The following is a 21,306-nucleotide window of genomic DNA, read 5'->3' on the forward strand; positions in this document are numbered from 1 at the left end:
CGCTATGATTGGTCAGACCAGATAAAGCCATTGAGTCCATAAGACTCATTGCAGTACACTGGTTTGTTAATGTATCGGTCATCTAGAAATGAGCCGAGCTCCAGAATGTGATAAGCCAGTTTCTGATAACCCAAATGGAGAAACAGAATGATTTTCGAAGGTCAGTCTATTCAATGCAGGCTGAGCGATAAAGGTATCGCTGAAGTCTGTTTTAATAATCAAAAAGAATCGGTGAATAAATTCGACCGAAACACCCTAGACGAATGGAACCAGGTTAACCAGCTATTAAAGGATAATAAAGAGGTTAAAGCAGCAATAGCAACCAGTGGCAAGCCGGTGTTTATTGTCGGTGCCGACATTACCGAGTTTAATGAGCTGTTTGCTTCGAGCCGTGAACAATTGATTGAGTGGCTGGTTGAAGCTAATAAGGTATTTAGTGGCTTTGAAGACTTGCCGTTCCCAACTGCCGCGGCGATCGATGGTATTGCGTTCGGTGGTGGACTGGAAATGTGCCTGACTTGCGATTTCCGTGTGGCAAGCCCTAAAGCCCAGCTAGGTTTGCCTGAGTCGAAGTTAGGCTTGGTACCAGGCTTTGGTGGCAGTGTCCGTTTGGCAAGACTGATTGGCCCGGACAATGCCTTTGAATGGCTGTCTACGGGTAAAGGTTATAAACCACAAAAAGCATTGGCGGTAGGCACTATTGATGCCATCGTCGATTCTGAGAACCTGATCTCCAGTACAGAAGAGATGTTGTTAAAAGCGGTCGAAGGTGAACTTGACTGGCAGGCCCGCCGTGCTGAGAAAAAAGCACCGCTGCAGCTGAATAAAACTGAAGCCACCATGTCGTTTATGACATCGAAGGCTTACATTGCGAGTCAGGCGGGCCCACATTACCCAGCACCGGTGCGTGGTGTACAGTTGATTGAAGACAGCGCTGCTATGAAGTTGGAAGATGCGATTAAAGCAGAGCATGAAGCGTTTGCCGATATGGCACAAACCTCCCAGGCTTCAGCCTTAATCCAGCTCTTTTTAAATGATCAGATATTAAAGAAGAAAGCTAAGATTGCCTCGAAGACGGCTGACGTTGAGGTCAAGAACGCTACCGTTTTAGGCGCCGGCATTATGGGCGGTGGCATCGCTTATCAATCAGCATCTCGTGGCGTGCCGGCGATCATGAAAGATATTAATCCCGAAGCGCTTGAGCAAGGGATGGAAGAAGCGATCAAATTGTTTGGTAAGGGTGTTAAATACGGCAAAATTTCCAATGAAAAGATGGCCAAAGGCATTGCCAGCATTAAACCGACGCTGAGCTATGACGAAATAAAGCATACCAACATCGTGGTCGAGGCTGTTGTCGAAAACCCGAAAGTGAAGGAAGCGGTATTGTCGGAAGTCGAAGGCTTAATGCCGGAAGATGCGATCATTTGCTCTAATACATCCACTATATCGATTGACCGTTTAGCGAAGTCATTAAAGCGTCCAGAAAAGTTCTGCGGTATGCACTTCTTTAACCCGGTACACAAAATGCCATTGGTGGAAGTCATTCGCGGAGAAAAAACCTCCGACGAAACTATTGCCAGCGTGGTCGCTTACGCCAGCAAGATGGGTAAGTCACCAGTAGTGGTTAATGACTGTCCCGGGTTCTTTGTAAACCGTGTATTATTCCCTTACTTCGGTGGCTTTACCAAGCTGATCCGTGATGGTGCTGACTTCCAAAAAGTCGACAAGGTCATGAGCAAGAAATTTGGCTGGCCGATGGGACCTGCTTACTTACTTGATGTGGTTGGTATGGACACGGGTCGCCACGCTGCTGAAGTGATGGCGGAAGGTTTCCCAGATCGCATGAGCAAAGAAGAAAAAGATGCGATTGATGTCATGTTTGAGCATGATCGTTATGGGCAGAAGACGGGGAGCGGTTTCTATGTGTACGGTAAAGATAAAAAAGGCCGCCCGACGAAAGAAGCCGATCCGAAGGCCTATGAATTGCTCAAAGAAGTGGCGACCGAGAAAAAAGACTTCGACGATGAAGAGATTATTGCTCGAACGATGTTGCCGATGATCATTGAAACCGTTCGTTGTTTGGAGGAGGGGATTATTGGTAGTCCTGCCGAAGGCGATATGGCGTTAATTTATGGTCTAGGCTTCCCTCCATTTAGAGGTGGCGTCTTTAAATATGTAGACGAGCAAGGTATTGAGGCCATCGTTGAGTTGGTTAAGAAATACCAACACCTGGGTAAAGCTTATGAGCCAACCGAAGGTATGTTGGAAATGGCCAAAGCCGGCAAAAAGTTTTACCAATCAGACTTATCCTAAGAGAAACCATAGGGGATTAAACGATGAAAGAAGTAGTAGTAGTAGATGCCATTCGTACCCCGATGGGGCGCTCGAAAGGCGGTATGTTTAGAAATACACGTGCGGAAGAATTATCTGCGCGTTTGATGCAAGGTCTGCTCGATCGTAATGAAAAACTCGATCCGGCTGATGTTGAAGATGTGATCTGGGGTTGTGTGCAACAAACCCTGGAGCAGGGGTTTAACATTGCACGGAATGCTATGCTAAAAACGAACTTACCTCATCATGTAGCGGCACAAACGGTTAACCGCCTGTGCGGTTCATCAATGGAAGCATTACACACGGCCACACGCTCGATCATGGTCGGGGACGGCGATGTCTTTATTATCGGTGGTGTGGAACATATGGGTCACGTACCGATGAGTCATGGTATCGATTTTGATCCCGAACTGGCCAAGCACACGGCTAAGGCCGCTGGCATGATGGGCTTAACTGCCGAAATGTTAGCGAACATGTATAAAGTAAGTCGTGAAGAGCAAGATCAGTTAGGCTATCGCTCGCATCAGCTGGCGCATAAAGCCACGGTTGAAGGTCGCTTTGCCAAAGAGATCCTGGCGATGGAAGGGCACGATGAGAAAGGGCAGTTAAAGCTGTTCGATTTTGATGAAGTCATTCGTCCAGAGTCGACGGTTGAAGATTTGGCGAAATTGAAACCGGTGTTTGATCCAAAAAATGGTACGGTGACAGCTGCAACGTCATCAGCGATTTCAGATGGTGCTTCGGCCATGTTAGTGATGTCGAAAGAAAAAGCTGACAGTTTAGGTTTGAAACCGATTGCTAAAATTGTCTCGATGGGTGTTGCTGGTTGTGATCCGTCAATCATGGGTTTTGGTCCAGTACCGGCGGTCAAAAAAGCGTTGGCTCGAGCTAATATGAAATTAGACGATATTGATCTGATTGAGTTGAATGAAGCGTTTGCCGCGCAGTCGATTGCCGTACTTGATGGCTTAGGCATTCGTGATAACTTTGAAGAGCGAGTTAACTTAAACGGTGGTGCCATCGCCCTGGGTCATCCGCTAGGCTGCTCCGGCTCGCGAATTTCAACGACGTTACTACGTTTGATGGAAGACAAAGATAAAGAGTTTGGTTTAGCCACCATGTGTATTGGCCTGGGTCAGGGTATTGCGACTGTTTTCCAACGCTTGAATTAGTACAGCCAATAATCATCACGAAAGGCTTCTTCGGAAGCCTTTTTTATTGGTGGTTACTTTTGTGATTGTTCTTATGATTATTCTTATAAGAAAAAAAAGATTTGCCTGTAACGCCAGCGTAGCCAAGTCCAACAATAAAAATACAGGCTACGATAACGATAATCCATTCAACCAGTGACATAGCTCACCTCCTGTGTCCTTTGTACGTCTTTATTATTGACTGATTTGTAAGTAATAAGCAAGTGAGGCTTTGTAAGAAACTGCAAAATCGGTGCCGACAGGTAACGGCGGCTAAAGTTTAATCACCAAGCAAAGCCTTTAACATGGAAATGTTATCGTCGGCGAGTTCCTGCTGTTCAGTTTCAGACAAGGGCTTTCGTTTTTCATCCCAGTCAAGATCGGCTTCCGGCAGCTCTTCTAAGAAACGGCTGGGTTCGCAGCGGATCACTTCACCAAACTTATTGCGTTTTTTACACAAGCTGAAGACCAGCGTTTGCTGTGCTCGAGTAATGCCTACGTAGGCCAGGCGTCTTTCTTCTTCGATATCGTCGTTTTCGATGCTGGACTTATGCGGTAAAAACTCTTCTTCCATACCGACCAGGTAAACGTGATTGAATTCCAAACCCTTGGCAGCATGTAGTGTCATTAACTGAACTTCGTTGCTGTTCTCTTCCTCTTCTTCGTTACGGTCCAGCATGTCGCGTAACATAAGGTTCGCGACGGCTGCGGCGAAAGGGTTTTCATCGTGTTCATTTTCGTCAACGTATTTTTCAACCCAGCCAAGCAATTCTTGAATATTGTTCCAACGAAACTCGGCCGCTTTAGGTGTGCTGGATGTTTCATGCAACCAGGAGTGATAGCCGATTTTGGCGATTAACTCGTGCATCACTCCCATGCTGTCGCCGCGCTTGATATTATCGGCGGCACGAGAAATGGTATCGGCAAAGCGGCGAACCGAATCCAGCCCTTTGCCAGTTAGATATTGTTCTAATCCTAACTCGAAGCAGGCAGCGTATAAGCTGATGTGACGTTTTTGAGCATAAGTACCAAGCTGCTCGAGAGTCGTCGGCCCGATGGAACGGCGCGGCGTATTGGCGATCCGCAAGAAGGCGTTATCGTCGTCTTCGTTAGTCAGTAAGCGCAGATAAGCCATGATATCTTTAATTTCTGCGCGACCAAAAAAGGAGGTGCTGCCTGAAATTTTATATGGAACCTTGTTCGCGATTAGTGTTTTTTCAAAAAGTTTGGCCTGATGGTTACCGCGATACAAAATAGCAAAGTCTGAGTATTTACCGTTTTTGGTTCTGGCTTTTCGGGTGATGATTTCAGTGACAACTTTTTGTGCTTCTTCATCTTCGTTGGCACAGGTAACGACACGCAGCGGATCACCATAGGGTTTATCAGACCACAGCTTTTTCTCGAAAACGTGGGGGTTGTTATCAATCAGAACGTTAGCGGCTTTCAGTATTCGTCCATAAGAGCGGTAATTCTGTTCGAGCTTGATGACTTGGAGTTTCGGATAATCTTTGGCGAGCTGGTCGAGGTTTTCTGGACGCGCGCCGCGCCAGGAATAGATCGACTGATCATCATCACCAACCACGGTAAAGTTGCCGAACTGGCCAACCAGGTTTTTAATCAATTCGTACTGGCTGGTATTGGTATCCTGGTATTCGTCAACCAACAAATATTTAATCTTATTCTGCCATTTTTCTCGAACTTCCAGGTTGTCCCGTAATAGCAGCGTCGGGATCAGGATCAGATCATCAAAATCCACCGCATTATAGGCTTTCATGCTGCGTGCATACTTTTCGTAGACCTTAGCAAACACCAACAGTTCCTGATCATTAGCCTGAGCAATCGCTTGTTCTGGCAGTATTAAATCATTCTTCCACGTGGAGATTTGGTTTTGGAGTTTTGAAAGCAATGCCTTATCACTTTCTGCTTCTTTGAAACCGAGATCTTTGAGCAGGGCTAAACTGTCCTGATCATCAAAGATAGTGAAGTTGGATTTCATGCCGAGGGTTTTATATTCGCGGCGAATGAAGTTGAGCCCGAAGTTATGGAAAGTTGATACGGTAAGCCCCTTGGTAGCGTTCTGTCCGGCAATTTTCCCCACCCGCTGTTTCATTTCACGTGCTGCTTTGTTGGTAAAAGTTACAGCGACGATGTTTCGAGCAGGGATCTGTTTCTGCTTAATCAAGTAAACAATTTTACGAGTAATAACGCTGGTTTTGCCACTGCCTGCACCTGCCAGTACTAATAGGGGCCCGGAGGCACTAACCAGAGCCTGTTGTTGGCGTTCGTTTAATTGCGGAAGAGACAAGGTGTATCATTATGGTTATTCGAGATTGGCGGCAAGTTTAGCAACTCGCCGCCAGCAAGACCATTCAAATTTATGTATTATCGATAGAAAACGGAAGTTTCAAATACTTACGTCCATTAGGTTCATCGTCAGGAAATTGGCCTGCCCGAATATTGATCTGAATTGATGGGAAAATCAATCGAGGAACGGCCAGCGTACTATCACGTTTTTGTCGTAGCTCGACATAGGCTGCTGGGTTACCGCCGGACTGTTGAAAGTGGACGTTATTTTTTTGTTCGGCGACTGTGGTTGCGGCGACCGGATCACGGCCTTTAGGATAGTCATGGCAGAGCCATAGCCGGTAATCTTCGGGAAAAGAGGTTAAAAACTGAAGACTGTCGAAGAGCTTGTCTGCGCTACCGCCGGGAAAGTCGCAGCGGGCGGTACCGGTATCGGGGTGGAAAAAGGTATCACCGATAAACAGGTTACCGTCGATTTCATAACTCATGCTGTCGTCGGTATGTCCCGGCGTTTCATGAGCGATGAACTCAAACTGACCCAGACGGAGGCTATCACCGGCTGAGACCAAAATATCGAACTGGCTGCCGTCTGTGTTAATGTCCAGGTTGAGCTGCTGTGCAAAATGCTGCTGAACATCTTTAATGCCAGCACCGATAACGATTTTTCCACCGAGCTGTTGCTTAACATACTGGGCGGCGGTGAGGTGATCGGCATGAGCGTGGGTTTCAAGGATCCATTGAAGCTGGAGCTTGTGCTGACGAATGTATTCAACCAGCTGGTGTACTGACTGGTAGCTGCTTTCGCCAGAATGGAGATCAAAATCCAGCACGGGATCGATAACAGCGCTGTTGCCGCTTTGGGTATCATGAACCACGTAACTCCAAGTACTGGTATCCTTATGATAAAAGGATTCAATGTGAATAGACATAGCTTATGGGGTTAATAGGTTTATACTGAAGAATAAATCATCTGTTGAATATTAGCAATAACTAATCTACAATATATTAGAGTTTTCTAATGGAAGGTTTTATGAAACAATCGCTGCTGACTTTCACCATGCAAAAACCGAAGTGGGTTTTTGTCATTACTTTACTGTTGACCGCTATTGCCGGGGCCATGATCCCAAGCATTGTAGTCGATACCGATCCCGAGAATATGTTGGCTGAAGAGCAGCCGGCCAGGGTGTTCCATAATAAGGTGAAGGAGCGCTTTAATCTGTATGACGCAATCGTGGTTGGGGCTGTCACGGAGCAGGGGGTCTATAATCCACAGTCGTTGCAGGCCATTCATCAACTCAGTGAAGGCATTGCCCGAATCGAAGGCGTGGTGGTACCGGATATGATGGCATTGTCGACGGTCGATAATATTAGCCAGGAAGGGCCTGGCACTATTCGCTTTGAGTGGATGATGAAGCAGCCGCCACAGTCCGAGCAGGAGGCTGAAACCATCGCTCAACAAGTGCAGCGTTTGCCATTATTGCAGGAAACGCTGGTATCGGGTGATGACAAAGCAACCGCGATTTACGTGCCAATTGAGGATAAAGACGAGAGTTATCGTATTTCGCAGGAAATCCAGACACTGATCGATAAACTCGACTCCAGCGATGCCTACCACATTACGGGGTTGCCAGTGGCAGAGGACACCTTCGGTTACCAGATGTTTGTGCAGATGGGGATTTCCGCACCGTTAGCCGCTCTGATGATCTTTGTGTTGATGTGGTTATTTTTCCGCAACTTAAAGTTTGTGGCGGCGCCGATGATCATCGCCATGACGACGGTGATCATTACCATGGGCGCGCTCATTGGGATGGGCTTTACGGTGCATATTATGAGCTCGATGATCCCGATCTTCCTGATGCCGATCGCGGTGGTGGACTCGATCCACATCATGTCGGAATTTGCCGATAACTATAAGGAAGGGCAAGATCGTAAAACGGTGGTGAAAAAAGTTGTCGGTCACTTATTTACGCCCATGCTCTACACCAGTATTACTTCGGCGGTAGGCTTTTTCTCATTAATGTTAACACCGATCCCTCCGGTGCAGGTATTTGGTGCCTACGTTGGTTTTGGTATTTTGCTGGCCTTCATCCTGACCATCGCATTCATTCCAGCTTATTTATGCGCCCTGAAACCTAAAGCACTGGCATCATTACAGTCTGATGCAGGCAAGAAAAGTTGGCTACAGAAACTATTGCCCAAAGTGGGCAGTAAAAGTCTGGCTTTAAGTAAACTGGTAACTGTTGGATTTGTTGTTGTCATTGGGTTGAGTCTATGGGGAATTACTCAGATTCAGATTAATGACAACCCGGTTCGCTGGTTTAAGTCCGATCATGAGATCCGGATCGCGGATAAGGTTTTAAATGAGCATTTTGCCGGAACCTATAATGCCTATCTGGTGCTGGATTATGAGCAAGGTGCGGCGAGAGAGCAGTGGCTGGACGCGGTGAATGCCATAAAGCATCGTGTGCTGAAAAGTGACTTGCTCGAACTGATGCACACGGATGAAGATCTTGGTACTCAACTGAATGAGGCGATCATTACACTGGAAGACAGGTTGTTCGAAGCTAATGATGCTCAGGCTAAAATTATTGAAGACTTGCTGACAGAGGCGGAGCAGGCGCGGCGTTCGCTGGCTTACTTTCAGCAGCCGCAAGCACTGGAAAACATCGAGCAATTACAACAGGTGCTACAGGATAGCGGCCTTGTGGGTAAGAGCAATTCGCTGGCGGACGTTGTTAAAACGGTGACTCGTGAACTGAAAAGTGGCGAGCAGGAAGACTTTGTGATCCCCGCCAGTCAAAGAGGTGTGGCGCAGGCATTATTGCAATACCAGTCATCGCACCGCCCTCAGGATTTGTGGCATATGGTGACGAAGGATTACAGCTCAACGGCGCTGTGGTTACAGCTGAAAAGCGGTGATAATCAGGACATGACACGGGTGGTAGAGTACGTAAACAACTACTTGGCGGAGAATCCACTGCCGGAAAACGTCAGTGCAAAGTGGGCCGGTAAAAGCTATCTGAACATGGTGTGGCAGGATGAAATGGTGGCAGGCATGCTGGGCAGCTTGATCAGCGCCTTTGTGGTGGTTTTTATCATGATGATCATACTCTTCCGCAGCTTATTGTTTGGTGTGCTGGCGATGTTGCCGCTAAGCATTACCATCCTGTTCATCTACGGCTTAATCGGTTGGGTTGGTAAGGATTATGACATGCCGATCGCAGTGCTATCGTCATTAACCCTGGGGTTGTCGATAGACTTCGCGATTCACTTTTTAGAGCGGGCGCGAGATATTTATAAACAGACGAAAGACTTCAAGTTAACCATGCAGCGAATGTTTGGTGAACCGGCGTCGGCCATCAGCCGTAATGCGATTGTTATTGCGGTGGGTTTTACCCCGTTACTGTTCGCTCCATTGGTACCTTACATTACGGTGGGCTTTTTCCTGGCCACCATTATGGCAGCTTCGGCAGTGGTCACCTTAATTCTGTTACCGGTGGCATTAAAAGCAACACGCCGTTGGGCCTTTAAACCTTAAGGAGGTTGATTATGAGTTTATTGAAACGAGCTTTGGTGCTGATGGTGGCAGCAATGCTGTTGCCACAGGTTCAGGCCGCTGACGAAAGTGATTCATTATCAGTCGACATGATCGTCAGTAAAGTAAATAAGGCATCTTACTATGCCGGCGACGATGGGCGCAGCGACGCGCGTATGATTATTGTCGATAAGGATGGCAATAAACAGTTACGACAGTTTGTGATTTTGCGCAAAGATGAGAAAGATGAGGGTGATCAGGATTTTCTGGTGGTATTCAGCCGACCTTCGGATGTGCGCGGAACGGTATTTTTAGTCAATAAGCATGTGGATAGTGACGATGATCGCTGGTTGTATTTACCGGGGCTGGATCTGGTCAAGCGCATTTCGGCAGGCGATAAGCGAACCAGTTTTGTCGGCTCGGATTTCTTTTATGAAGATGTTTCGGGACGTAACCCGGCTTTGGATACTCACGAATTGCTGCAGGAAAGTGATGAGGCTTACCTTCTAAAGAGCACACCAAACGATAAGGCGAATGTAGAGTTTGCCTATTATCAGGCCAGTATCAACAAAGAGACCTTCTTGCCTATGGTTGTAGACTATTACAATGAGCAAGGTGAGATCTATCGCAAAATGGAAGTGGTCGAGGTGGAAGAGGTACAGGGTATCCCAACTGTCATGAAGTCGAAGATTTTGAACCTGGAGACAGACAGCGTCACTTATATGCAATTCAGACGGCCCACCTATGACATTGGTGTGCCACAGGAAGTATTTACCTCGCGGTCATTACGTAACCCTCCTCGTGAGTGGTTAGAAGCTAAGCAATGAGCGAGTGAAGACTATGCGTAAGATGACAGGGGCCTGGTCACAATCGATCCTGATCGCTGTGCTGTCGGCTCTATCTTTGGCAGCCTCGGCAGCAGAGGATGAATTTGATGCATGGGGCGATGAGTGGACCGAGGAAGAACAATCCAACTGGCTGTGGGGCGGTTTTATTGAAGCAGCCTATGGTCAGCGCCTACAGACCGATCCGCTGTTTGCGGATAAACAGACGTTAAGTGAGATACGAAGTCATGTGGAAGGCGATTATAGTGGAGACGATATTGATTTTAGTTTTCGCGGCGATCTTTGGTATGACGATGTCCTAAATGATACCGAACTCGACATTCGGGAGCTGAGTATCAGTTTCTCTGCGTTTGGTAACACGGACTTTAAGCTGGGTCGGCAGATTTCAACCTGGGGAACCGGTGATCTGCTGTTCCTTAACGATTTGTTTCCGAAGGACTGGAAGTCGTTCTTTTCTGGTCGCGAAGATACGTACCTGAAGGCGCCGGCAGACGCCGTACGTATCACCAGCTACTTTGATGCGGTCAATGTGGATCTGGTGTGGATGCCTGTATTTACAGACGATCGTTATATCGATGGAGAGCGGTACTCGTTCTTTACCCCATTGGCGGGCCAACATGTCGGCGGTCGTGATCTCATTGAGCCGGTGATGCCGGACAAAAACATCGGCAACAGTGAAATTGCGCTACGCCTGTATAAAAACATCGAGGGGACTGAATACGCCGTATACGGTTACCGCGGCTTTGATAAACAGCCGGTGGGGTTAACGACCAATTTTGAACCGACGTTTCACCGTCGTGATGTTTTGGGTGCCAGTGTTCGCGGCAATGTTGCAGATGGTTTGTATAACCTCGAGGTTGCCTATCACGATGCGATTGAAGACCCAGATGGAGCTGATCCCTTAGTCAAGAATTCACAATGGCGCTTTTTAATGGGCTATGAAACCGAATTGATGGCGCGTATGACGTTAGGCGTCCAATATTACCTTGAGTGGACGCAGGACTATGACGCGTTATTAGCAAACTCACCTACGCCACTATTTGAAGCAGAAGAAAAGCGGAGCGTCGTGACGGCGAGACTTACCTATCGCACCGTGAAAGATAAGTGGATCTGGTCATTGTTCGCCTTTTATTCGCCCACTGATGAGGACAGTTATATTCGTCCGAGTGTCAATTATCGGTTAAGTGATGAATGGCAGTTTACGGCTGGAGCCAATATTTTTAATGGCCAGAAAAGGCATACCTTCTTTGGTCAGTTTGAAGACGCGACCAACGCTTACTTGCGCGTCAGGTACAACTTTTAGGAGGTCATCCTATGTCAAAGAAAACGATGAGTGCGGAACGAGTACTAATGGCTTTTGCCGGAAGTATGGTATTAATCTCAGTGCTTTTAACCTGGTTTGTTCACCATTACTGGTTATGGTTAACGGTCTTTGTTGGCGCTAATTTATTTCAGTCAGCGTTTACCGGCTTCTGCCCGGCGATGATGATGATTAAAAAACTCGGGTTTAAAACGGAAAAAGAACTGGCGTAAGCAGGGCTGGTAAAAAAAGCAGCTTGAGAAAGCTGCCTTTGATGAACTTTATTAACTTAGGGCTGGGTGCAACCCCCATCGCGCTCGACCCATTTTTTAAAGCCGCCATCGACCGAGTAGACGTTATTGAAGCCAAGCTGTTGTAAAGTATGGGCACAACAGGCAGAGCGGCCGCCTGAAGCACAGTACAGATAAATAGGCTTATTAAATAAGTCTTCATCACACAGGCCGTTAACGCAGTCGTGGGCAAAGAGTTTAAACTCAAGCACACCGCGTGGAATGTTTACCGCACCTTCAACCATGCCCTGTTGTGTCTCCGCCGGCTCACGAACATCAATAATCAAGGCATCCTGTGGCAGGTTATGCTTAACATCCTCGACGGATACTTCGTTAATCTGTTGCTTAATATTTGAAAGGTAATTGGCAACGCAAGGTTTCATTAACAACTCTCCTTACAGAATAGTTCGTGAAGTAAATGGATCACTTTAGCCGCTTCAGTCGAGGCTAGTTTGTAATAAATGGTCTGTGAGTCACGTCGAGTTGTCACCAAGCCATCTTTACGCAGAACGCCCAGATGTTGGGATAAAGCGGACTGGCTCAGGTTGGGCAGTAATTCATTCAGTTTACCGACAGACAGTTCTTGATCGTGAAGAATACATAAAATTAATAAGCGCTGCTCATTGGAGATGCTTTTAAGAAATTGGGCTGCTTGCGATGAGTGTTTGGCCATCTCATCAGTTATTGGGGCAACTTCCATCAGTTTTCCTCTATATGGTGATCAAGTATCTTCTATGTGTATATAATTTAACATACAACTAAATTAGAAAAATTATAAACTATATTGTGACAAAGAAGGGAGATGTTTTCAAATAGCTAATTTAGCATTTGCTTAATTAGCTATATTTAATACAATGAGTTTATCATAGTAGGAGGTTATTATGGCTCATATAGTCGTTGTCGGTGGTGGAATTGGCGGTATACCTGCTGCTTACGAAATGAAAGATCTGGTTGGTAGCAATCACCAGGTGACCTTAATTAGCGAATCGGAATGCTTTCAGTTTACCCCTTCTAACCCCTGGGTTGCCGTTAATTGGCGCAAAAAAGAAGAAATCCAGGTCGAGTTACCTCCCATTATGGCAAAAAGGAATATTAACTTCTCAGCGGTTGGGGTTAAACGTGTCGAACCTAAGGATAACAAGCTGGTTCTCAATGATGGATCTGAACTTACTTATGATTATTTAATTATTGCGACTGGGCCTAAGCTGGCGTTTGATGAAATCGAGGGCATGGGGCCCAATCATTTTACGTACTCAGTTTGTACCACCAGTCACGCAGGTGGATGTGGCAGAGACTGGCAGAAGTTCGTTATGAACCCTGGACCCATAGTGGTTGGCGCGGTGCAGGGAGCATCCTGCTTTGGACCTGCTTATGAGTATGCCTTAATTCTGGATACCGATTTAAGAAAGCGGGGCATACGTGATCAGGTGCCTATTACTTTTATCACTTCTGAACCCTACATTGGACACCTGGGGCTGGATGGTGTGGGCGATACCAAGTCATTACTGGAGTCGAAACTAAGAGACCGCAATATTAAGTGGGTCGTTAACGCTTCAATCAACAGCGTGCAAGAAGGCGCGCTATATTACCAGGTAACCAATGAGCAGGACCAAACCAGTGAAGAAAAAAAACTGGAGTTCAAACATAGTATGTTACTGCCAGCGTTTAAGGGGGTTGATGCTGTAGCTGGTATCGATGACCTGGTTAACGCGAGAGGATTTGTTCTGACCAATGACTTCCAGCAAAATCCGACCTTTGGCAATATCTTTTCAGTTGGCGTTTGCGTAGCCATTCCGCCGGTAGGTGAAACTCCGGTACCTGTCGGGGTGCCTAAAACGGGTTATATGATTGAGTCGATGGTAACCGCGGCAACCAATAATATTAAGCAGCTGATTAATGGTGAAGAACCCAGCCATAAACCGAGTCTTAATGCTATCTGTTTAGCAGACTTCGGTGATGGGGGCGTTGCCTTCGTCGCTAAACCACAGATAGGGCCTAGAAATCTGAACTGGGCTGGTGAAGGGAAGTGGGTCCACTGGGCTAAAGTGGCTTTTGAAAAATACTTCCTGAGAAAAATCCGTAAAGGAAAATCTACAACCGTTTGGGAGACCATCATGTTGGACTGGATGAACATCAAACGGTTGAAGAAGAAGCCTTAAAACTACAAAGGGCTGAAGTCTTTAAGTGATCGAAGTTCTGGCATGCTCTTTTTCGGACGAAACTCGCCTGAAGTCTGATCAAAATCGTACTCCTGGGACCAAGTTTCAGCATTTTCGATGACTTTGTGGATAGATTCTACCAGAAATTGGGCTTCTTCATCGCTATTAGTTGGGTGTAATGAGACGCGTACCCAGCCAGGCTTGTCGGTTAAATCACCCTGATCGATACGGTTTGTAATTTCATGGCTTTTTAACTGATCGACACCTAATAGCAGGTGACCATAAGTGCCCGCACAGGAACAGCCGCCACGTGACTGGATACCAAACTTGTCGTTGAGTAGTCGGACTAGCAAGTTATGGTGAATGCCTAATACGTAAAACGAGACGATACAGAGGCGATCATCTTGTTGATCTTCGAGGATACGGATATCCGGGTGTTGACGCAGTCCTTCCAGTAAAATCGCCACCAGCTGCTCTTCGCGTTGCTGAATTTTATCGACCTGCATGGCGTCTTTCAGCTTGATTGATAAGGCTGACTTTATGGTTTGTAGAAATGCTGGCGTACCGCCATCTTCCCTTGCCTCGATATTATCGAAAAACCGATGTTCACCCCATGGGTTGGTCCAGGAGACAGTACCGCCGCCCGGCTGATCTGGGACTTTGCAATCATAAAGCTTGTCGTCAAAAATCAAAATACCGCTACTGCCAGGCCCGCCTAAAAATTTATGCGGTGACATAAAGATCGCATCCAGACGTTGCGCCGGGTTCGCTGGGTGCATATCAATATCGACATAAGGCGCGGAAGCGGCGAAGTCGACAAAACACAGACCGTCATACTCATGCATGATTTCGGCCATCTCATGGTAAGGCGTGGTGATGCCGGTAACGTTACTGCAGGCGGTAAAGGAGCCAATTTTAACTGGGCGCTCTTTATACTGCTCGAGCAGTTGGCGCATATGCTTGAGATCGGGACGCCCATCATCATCCGAACGAACAATCTCCAACGTCACTTCACATTCATGCCAGGTCGTCTGGTTGGAGTGGTGCTCCATATGAGTCACCAGCACCAGAGGTTTTTCGTGCTCTGCGATATCGAGTCGTTCACGCCACTTTTCCGGAACACGTAGGCCCAGCATGCGCTGGAACTTGTTGATAACCAGCGTCATTCCTGAGCCGGCGGCAATCAAAACGTCGCTATCGTGTGCATTGACGTGCTGCTTAATGATTTTCTGTGCATCGTGATAGGCTTCGGTCATGGTGGTGCCGGTGAGCGTGGTTTCCGTATGCGTATTGGCGACATAGGGGCCTAACTCATTGATAATAAACTCTTCAATGGGACGGTATAAGCGCCCGCTGGCGGTCCAGTCGGCGTACAGAATATCTTTACTGACGTTATGTTCGGAGTAATCGTGTTGTTCCCCGATAATATGTTGTCGAAAGCGCGAAAAGTGCTCGGTTAAGCTCATAAGGTTAACACTGAAGAATAAATATTAATGATTGCTAATATAACTTTAGTGGCAACGGGAAGCAAGCCTAGCAGACGCTGGTTGGTGTAGTTTTTGTTGCAACACCTGATCAATCACTGTTGGTAGGCATCGAAACTCTTGGCCCCGTGCGGTCGCATCCCGCGCCCCATGCGGATCTGTAAAATGGCTTCTGTGGTGACCGTTGGGGTCGACTCTTTAAACTGCTGCCTGAAGTATGGGTTGTCATAAGAGCTTTGCTGGCACTGGCCATTATCGCAGGTGAGACGGATAATTTTATCGGAACTGCTGTTAATCGGTTGCTCGGTGATCATTTGCTGCCTGAGAACAACAAACCAGTCGAGTTGTTGTTGACGAGTGAGTTTTGCAGCATGTTGCAATGCCAGTTGACGGGCTTGCTTTTGGTCGTCCTTTAGCAGCTTGTAGTGGACACGGTATAAATTGTCATTGACCTGGGCGTGATAAGGGCCGGAACCAGTGGCTGTTGTAGGATTATAGCGATACTGGGTAGCGCAGCCCCCTAATACTATCATGATGAAAATCAGCAGCGTATTTTTCATAGTCTATTTATTAATGAACCTTCCACTGTGCCTCAATCGCTTGCGATTCTTGCTCCTGGTTGAGGAATTGACCCTGTATCATGGAGTCTACAAGCTTATCGAGCGCTGGATCAACAGAAGCTGTCTGATATTGAGCCGGATCGGATAATGCTAAAGGCATCCGTGAGTGCAGCTGCCATGAACCGTTCTGCTGGCAGGCGATATTCATATGGGAAGTGGTCCCGGAGCTTAAAGCAAAAATGCGGCAATAGTGGTCGCTCTTGTTTTTGAAGCTGGCTTTTGGGAATATTTCCCAGCTTGAGTTCAGCGCTGCCGATTGACCGCTGGGGGCGGTATCAAGTAATTGAGCAACCTCGCTCCAGGCCAGTTCATTGTTCTGTTTATCAGCCGTGAAATAGGTACCGACGGTTAATCCCAGTGCTAATACCAAAACGGCGGCGATGGCGGCATGCTCTCGAACCGTTTGTTTAACACGACGCCACAGTGGGAATGACACGACATTATCCGACGGGGCCTGGGTTTCAGACTGCTGTAGCAAACGTTCGGTAGCCGCTGGAACAGGTTTTTCGTCAATGGCATGAATGGTGCTGCGCACGCTATGATCGAGCATATTGAGTTCTGCAATACGATCGGTGAGAGATTCATCCTCGGCAATACGATCACGAATGGCGTTCATTTCGTCGTGTGATAACTCGTTGTCTATAAAAGCACAAAGCTTTTCATCAGAAATTGTCATGCTAATATCCTCATATCATGATCGTTGAACCAGTCCACCATCGCCGAACGCGCCCTCGACAGGCGACTCATTACGGTACCGACAGGAATATTTAACGTTTCGGAAACTTCTTTATAACTGAGTCCCTCAACTACCACTAGCGACAGGATAGAGCGCTGCTCTTCGGGTAACTGATTCATGGCGCGTTGCACCTGATTCAGCGTAATTTGGTTGGCAATGGTTTTATCGCCGTCGATTGCAGATTCCTGTAATTCAGGTTTTTCAGTAGCAGCCTGACGTACCTTGCGTGAGCGATACTCATCGATCCACAGATTGCGACAGACGCGAAATGCCCACTTGGTCAGATTGGCATCATCAGGAACCCCTTTGTCGAGGAGGCGCTCCAATGTATTTTGCATCAAATCATCTGCGTCGTAATCTGAGCCGGTTAGGGAAAAGGCAAAGCGCCGAATCGCCGGGATCAGTTCTCGCAGTTGCTTTGTCATTTGAAGCTGTTTATTCATTGTCGAATTAATATTGTGTAGCCTATATCAGGAAGACGTTTTATCAATTGAGTTTATTCCCCAGGATTGGGAATTTATACAAGACGCCAAACGTCATTATTGTATAGAGTATAGATCGCCGATTAATGGGAAAGATAATGAAAAGACACCTTCTTGTGAGTTTGTTTGCGCTTTTCGCAACGATGCAGGCTCAGGCAGCAAGAGATATTGCAGACAAAGCGGTACGTGGCATTGGAAAGAAAGTCCAAGATATTCCTGCTGTGTCAAAGAGGCTTGAAAAAATAGAGAAGCTAACGCCCAAGCTTCCTGAGCAGGCGATTGAGCAGATCAATAAAAATATCGAAGGGCTAGATAAGGCTGCTATAGGCTCACCGGATCCGTTAGCAAAAATGGTCGGTAAACTGAGAGTGGCGGATAAATTGGGCAACACCGTTCTCGTCGAAACGGAAGTTGAAGACGGTTGGCGTGCAATAGAAAGAGAATGGCTGGTCATTGGCAGCAAAGCCGACACCGCTTTATTAAAACAATTGAAAATGGAGATTGTTGAGCAAAAAGAGCTAAAAAGCCTGAATATGACGTTGGTGCGTTTTAAAACTCCGTTGCCGCAAAACGAGAAGACCGTGAAAGAGATGTTGCCACAGCACTTAAGCCAGCAACTGGGGCGCAATCATATTTATGATGCCAGCCGGGCCGTAGCAAAAAACGATAAACATTCGGCAGCCGCCAGCATTAAGAAAAACGCCTGTCGAAAAAAAGTGGCGATTGGCATGATCGATACGGCGGTAGAGAAAAAGCATCAGGCTTTTAATAGCGCCACAATAACTCAGAGAAATTTTATGCCGGAAAATATGGTGGTACCAAAAGCACATGGTACGGCGGTAGCCGGTATATTGGTCGGCGAGGGTGAGCTGACGCCCCTGTTACCTAAAGCCGATTTATATGCCGCTTCGGTATTTTATCCGAGAAACGACTATACGCAGGGTGCAACCCTGATGCATTTATTGCAGGCGCTGAACTGGTTGGTTGAGCAGGATGTAGCGGTTATTAACATGAGTCTAACCGGACCCGATAACCCGATACTCGCGATGGGGATTAAACAGGCGGCGAAAAGCAATGTGGTGTTAGTGGCCGCAGCAGGCAATGAAGGGCCGGCGGCAACGCCGCGATTCCCGGCGGCGTATGATGAGGTTATTGCAGCAACCGCAGTGGATAGACAGCGAAAGATTTATCGGTGGGCAAACCAGGGCAGCTATATCGATTTTTCGGCGCTTGGCGTCGCCGTGCAAACGGCAAGATTGAACAATAGCTATGGACGCGAAAGTGGAACCTCTATGGCATCGCCAGTTGTGATGGCTAAAGCTGCCTGCGCAGTAAAACAAAAAAACAATAAAAAAACCGTGGTTGAAAGTTTAAAACAGGAAGCGATTGATCTCGGGAAGGCGGGAAAAGACGCGGTTTATGGTCACGGGTTAGTAGAGTAAGCAGCATCCTTGCTGTTGGGGTAGTATAGCTATAACTCGACTTTAAACAGTAGGCTTATTTCATTAGCCGTATAATCGGCAGTCTCAAAATTTGAGCTGGATTCTGTATTTTCCAGTTGAGTGACTAGCGAATATTGTGGCGTGAAGTAATAATCCCAAGCCAGACGTAATGTGTTGCGACTGTCGTTACGAACCTTACGGATACTGGGAAAGTCTGCTCGATAGTCTCGATCGAAATAGCGCCACTGAAGTTGTAGCCGGTGGTTGTTATCGTGACCAAATTTATTGGAGAGGGTGGCACGATAATTATCGCCGTCATAACTGAACTCAGGCGACGCCGCACGTTCCTCTTCCGCTGAATAACCTAGTGAAAAGAAGCTGTTACCCTGGTTATAGAAAAAATATGAATCGACACCGAGCGCATCGTTAGTGGCGTCACGCTGAGGGAGAGTATCAAAGGATTTATCAATACGGATAGTTTCCGCGCGAACGAAGATGCTGTTGTTAAACAGCTTCGACAGATAAAAACTGCCACGACTCATATCTAAGAAGCTATCACCGGCGAGTTTAGCATCAATTTCGTGCTGGCTGGCACCAACAGTCACAGCAGAAAAGTCATAAGAGACGTCGCCATAGAAGCGATGAATCGTTAAATCGAAATCGTCACTGTCTTGATAGTCTGTATCCGAAACATTATAGCCCGCCTTAATATTAAAACGGTCTTCAATAACCCAGTCGCCACCAAGATCAAGAGAAAGGTAGCGGGCCATGTCACCGCTGCTACTGCGCTGATCGATTTCATCGACTACCAATTCTGAGTTATAAACGGCACCAGCTTCCGCAGTAAGCTCATAATCCGCTTCAGTTTTTGCTAGAGCCGATGGACTGATGGCCATCAGCGGTAAAGTTAGCAAAAGGTATTTCATGAATAACTCCCGTTAGAAAATAAAAGCAGGCCAGCTAGGCTGGCCCGAAATCTATAATTAGCGATCGATGGGTAGTCGATCCTTAATGCTGTCAGCGATATTGTCATCAACAGCATCTTTAACCGAGCTTTTGATTTCAGCACCGATGGCAGAGCCAACGTTAGTTGCGACAGAGTCTTTAACGCTGGCAGAAACTTCAGCGCCAATATTAACATTGGCCGAAACGTCTGCGCTATGGTTGAGATCTGAAACAACACTTTGTGCAGTATCCAGCGCATTTGTTGCAGCATCAATACCGGCAGCTGCTGCCTGATTAGCATTTTCACCAACACGTTGAGTGGCGTCGGCAGCTACTGAAAGACCTTGTTCAGCATGTTCTTCGGTGCTGTTATCGTCCTCGCCGTTGGAATTTTCGGTATTTGTGCTGGCATCGACCGCCGTATCAAGGCCAAGAGAAGCTGCGCTATCGGCCGTAGCAGATGCATTATCGGTGGCATCGGCCGCAACGTCTAGCCCAGACTGTGCTTGAGCTTCAGCAGAACCTTCTGCATTTGCTGTTTGCTCCTGTGCCTGATCTTGAGTGGCATCTAGCTTGGCCTGAGCCTGAGATGCCGCTTTAGAAGTTGCTTGAACGCCGCTTTTTGCAGACTCATTAGCTTGAGCTGCAACTTCTTGAGTCGATTCGCTCTCTGTCGATAAATCTGCCGAGACAGAGGCATCGGCCTGTAAGTTAGCACGAGCTTCTGCTTTTGTAGAAAGCGCGACTTGGCTGGATAACGTTAGTGCAACAAATAGTATCGAATAATTAAAAACTGTCATGATAACCCTCTCTGTTATTTGAACATTCACAAGGGTGACGAAACAGGAGAAGCTTTTATTCTTGGGCCTTAGTAAAAGTGTGAAAAAGTTACGGCAGTTGAGATAGGTAGCGCTCCATTTTGCGGTAGTTCAGAGCTTCGCTAATATGCTTCTGTTCGATGCTGGGCGACTGTTCTAAATCGGCAATAGTGCGGCACACTTTTAAAATCCGGTGATAGGAGCGGGCTGAAAGATTGAATCGCTCCAGCGCCTGCGTTAATAAATCCTTAGCCGTGTTACTCAGAACGCAATAATCATCGACTTCGGAAGCCTGTAACTGGCCGTTGAGTTTTCCCTGACGCTGATGCTGTAGCGTTTGAGCCAGTTCGACACGCTGTCGAATGTCAGCACTGCTCGGTGTATTGGCAGGATTGCCCTGTAGCAGTTCATCCTGACTGAGCAAAGGAACTTCGACCTGCATATCGATGCGATCCAGAAGTGGCCCGGAAACCTTACCGAGGTAACGCCGGATTTGATCCGGAGTACAGCGACAATGTTGTTTGCGATTCCCAAAGTGACCACAGGGACAGGGATTAGTCGCAGCGAGTAATAAAAAGTCAGCCGGGTACTCGGCCTGATGAGCGGCACGAGAAATCGTGACTTTGCCGGTTTCCAGAGGTTCGCGCAGGTTATCCAGAACCTGACGTGAAAACTCAGTCAGCTCGTCCAGAAACAGAACGCCTTTGTGTGCCAGTGAGATCTCGCCCGGTTTGGGCTGACTGCCGCTGACAATTCTATCGCTTTTTGAGAAAATTTATCTATTATTTGATGTTTTTACTAACGCTATTTGCGAATATAGCAAGA

General features: G+C 47.1%; 20 protein-coding genes. 8 read left to right on the forward strand and 12 right to left on the reverse strand.

The window, feature by feature from the left end; translation table 11 throughout:
• Positions 1 to 147: 147 nt before the first annotated feature.
• Complete coding sequence (gene fadB / locus H7708_RS07150; RefSeq protein WP_223669814.1) at positions 148 to 2,313, forward strand: fatty acid oxidation complex subunit alpha FadB; 2,166 nt, start codon at positions 148 to 150, stop codon at positions 2,311 to 2,313.
• A 23-nt stretch (positions 2,314 to 2,336) separates the two neighbouring features.
• Positions 2,337 to 3,503 carry an acetyl-CoA C-acyltransferase FadA gene (gene fadA / locus H7708_RS07155; protein ID WP_223669815.1) on the forward strand — a complete coding sequence of 389 codons (1,167 nt, stop codon included), beginning with the start codon at positions 2,337 to 2,339 and terminating at the stop codon, positions 3,501 to 3,503.
• Between the two features lie 43 nt (positions 3,504 to 3,546).
• On the opposite strand, the gene H7708_RS07160 is transcribed toward fadA, so the two are convergent.
• From H7708_RS07160 to H7708_RS07170, 3 genes are all read right to left on the reverse strand, one after another.
• Complete coding sequence (locus tag H7708_RS07160) at positions 3,547 to 3,684, reverse strand: hypothetical protein (protein ID WP_223669817.1); 138 nt, start codon at positions 3,682 to 3,684, stop codon at positions 3,547 to 3,549.
• 117 nt (positions 3,685 to 3,801) lie between these two features.
• Positions 3,802 to 5,826 carry a DNA helicase Rep gene (gene rep / locus H7708_RS07165; protein WP_223669818.1) on the reverse strand — a complete coding sequence of 675 codons (2,025 nt, stop codon included), beginning with the start codon at positions 5,824 to 5,826 and terminating at the stop codon, positions 3,802 to 3,804.
• Positions 5,827 to 5,896: 70 nt separating this feature from the next.
• Complete coding sequence (locus tag H7708_RS07170) at positions 5,897 to 6,754, reverse strand: MBL fold metallo-hydrolase (RefSeq protein WP_223669819.1); 858 nt, start codon at positions 6,752 to 6,754, stop codon at positions 5,897 to 5,899.
• Positions 6,755 to 6,855: 101 nt separating this feature from the next.
• On the opposite strand from H7708_RS07170, the gene H7708_RS07175 reads away from it, so the two are divergent.
• The 4 genes from H7708_RS07175 to H7708_RS07190 are packed head-to-tail and all read left to right on the forward strand — an operon-like array spanning position 6,856 to position 11,738.
• Complete coding sequence (locus H7708_RS07175; protein ID WP_223669821.1) at positions 6,856 to 9,363, forward strand: MMPL family transporter; 2,508 nt, start codon at positions 6,856 to 6,858, stop codon at positions 9,361 to 9,363.
• Between the two features lie 11 nt (positions 9,364 to 9,374).
• Positions 9,375 to 10,187: an outer membrane lipoprotein-sorting protein gene (locus H7708_RS07180; RefSeq protein ID WP_223669823.1), complete on the forward strand. Its 813-nt coding sequence runs from the start codon at positions 9,375 to 9,377 to the stop codon at positions 10,185 to 10,187.
• A 13-nt stretch (positions 10,188 to 10,200) separates the two neighbouring features.
• Entirely contained in the window at positions 10,201 to 11,508 is a 1,308-nt protein-coding gene (locus tag H7708_RS07185; protein ID WP_223669825.1) for a hypothetical protein, read from the forward strand.
• Positions 11,509 to 11,534: 26 nt separating this feature from the next.
• The gene (locus H7708_RS07190; RefSeq protein ID WP_407929731.1) at positions 11,535 to 11,738 is read left to right on the forward strand and encodes a YgaP family membrane protein; all 204 of its coding nucleotides are present in this window, start codon (positions 11,535 to 11,537) and stop codon (positions 11,736 to 11,738) included.
• Positions 11,739 to 11,794: 56 nt separating this feature from the next.
• On the opposite strand, the gene H7708_RS07195 is transcribed toward H7708_RS07190, so the two are convergent.
• Positions 11,795 to 12,178, reverse strand: a complete 384-nt coding sequence (locus H7708_RS07195) for a rhodanese-like domain-containing protein (RefSeq protein ID WP_223669827.1) — start codon at positions 12,176 to 12,178, stop codon at positions 11,795 to 11,797.
• Complete coding sequence (locus tag H7708_RS07200; RefSeq protein WP_223669828.1) at positions 12,178 to 12,495, reverse strand: ArsR/SmtB family transcription factor; 318 nt, start codon at positions 12,493 to 12,495, stop codon at positions 12,178 to 12,180. Before H7708_RS07200 ends, H7708_RS07195 begins: the two co-directional genes overlap by 1 nt.
• A 181-nt stretch (positions 12,496 to 12,676) precedes the next feature.
• On the opposite strand from H7708_RS07200, the gene H7708_RS07205 reads away from it, so the two are divergent.
• Complete coding sequence (locus H7708_RS07205; RefSeq protein WP_223669829.1) at positions 12,677 to 13,954, forward strand: NAD(P)/FAD-dependent oxidoreductase; 1,278 nt, start codon at positions 12,677 to 12,679, stop codon at positions 13,952 to 13,954.
• Between the two features lie 2 nt (positions 13,955 to 13,956).
• On the opposite strand, the gene H7708_RS07210 is transcribed toward H7708_RS07205, so the two are convergent.
• From H7708_RS07210 to H7708_RS07225, 4 genes are all read right to left on the reverse strand, one after another.
• The gene (locus H7708_RS07210) at positions 13,957 to 15,420 is read right to left on the reverse strand and encodes an aminotransferase class V-fold PLP-dependent enzyme (RefSeq protein ID WP_223669830.1); all 1,464 of its coding nucleotides are present in this window, start codon (positions 15,418 to 15,420) and stop codon (positions 13,957 to 13,959) included.
• A 113-nt stretch (positions 15,421 to 15,533) separates the two neighbouring features.
• Positions 15,534 to 15,998: a CC0125/CC1285 family lipoprotein gene (locus H7708_RS07215; RefSeq protein ID WP_223669831.1), complete on the reverse strand. Its 465-nt coding sequence runs from the start codon at positions 15,996 to 15,998 to the stop codon at positions 15,534 to 15,536.
• A 10-nt stretch (positions 15,999 to 16,008) separates the two neighbouring features.
• On the reverse strand, positions 16,009 to 16,734 hold the full coding sequence (locus H7708_RS07220; RefSeq protein ID WP_223669832.1) for an anti-sigma factor family protein: 726 nt from the start codon (positions 16,732 to 16,734) through the stop codon (positions 16,009 to 16,011).
• Positions 16,731 to 17,219, reverse strand: coding sequence for an RNA polymerase sigma factor (locus H7708_RS07225; RefSeq protein ID WP_223669833.1), 489 nt, complete (start codon positions 17,217 to 17,219; stop codon positions 16,731 to 16,733). The genes H7708_RS07220 and H7708_RS07225 overlap by 4 nt, the downstream gene beginning before the upstream one ends.
• A gap of 155 nt (positions 17,220 to 17,374) precedes the next feature.
• Between H7708_RS07225 and H7708_RS07230 the strand changes: the two genes are divergently transcribed.
• Positions 17,375 to 18,718 (forward strand): S8 family serine peptidase, encoded by a 1,344-nt coding sequence (locus H7708_RS07230; RefSeq protein WP_223669834.1) that lies wholly within the window; start codon positions 17,375 to 17,377, stop codon positions 18,716 to 18,718.
• A gap of 29 nt (positions 18,719 to 18,747) precedes the next feature.
• On the opposite strand, the gene H7708_RS07235 is transcribed toward H7708_RS07230, so the two are convergent.
• The 3 genes from H7708_RS07235 to H7708_RS13475 form a co-directional block, all read right to left on the reverse strand.
• Positions 18,748 to 19,644 (reverse strand): hypothetical protein, encoded by an 897-nt coding sequence (locus H7708_RS07235; RefSeq protein ID WP_223669835.1) that lies wholly within the window; start codon positions 19,642 to 19,644, stop codon positions 18,748 to 18,750.
• Between the two features lie 57 nt (positions 19,645 to 19,701).
• On the reverse strand, positions 19,702 to 20,463 hold the full coding sequence (locus H7708_RS07240; protein ID WP_223669836.1) for a hypothetical protein: 762 nt from the start codon (positions 20,461 to 20,463) through the stop codon (positions 19,702 to 19,704).
• A gap of 88 nt (positions 20,464 to 20,551) precedes the next feature.
• Positions 20,552 to 21,256, reverse strand: a complete 705-nt coding sequence (locus H7708_RS13475; protein ID WP_328798972.1) for an ATP-binding protein — start codon at positions 21,254 to 21,256, stop codon at positions 20,552 to 20,554.
• Positions 21,257 to 21,306 lie beyond the last annotated feature (50 nt).

Source organism: Kangiella shandongensis (genome assembly GCF_020005365.1).
Lineage (GTDB): Bacteria > Pseudomonadota > Gammaproteobacteria > Enterobacterales > Kangiellaceae > Kangiella > Kangiella shandongensis.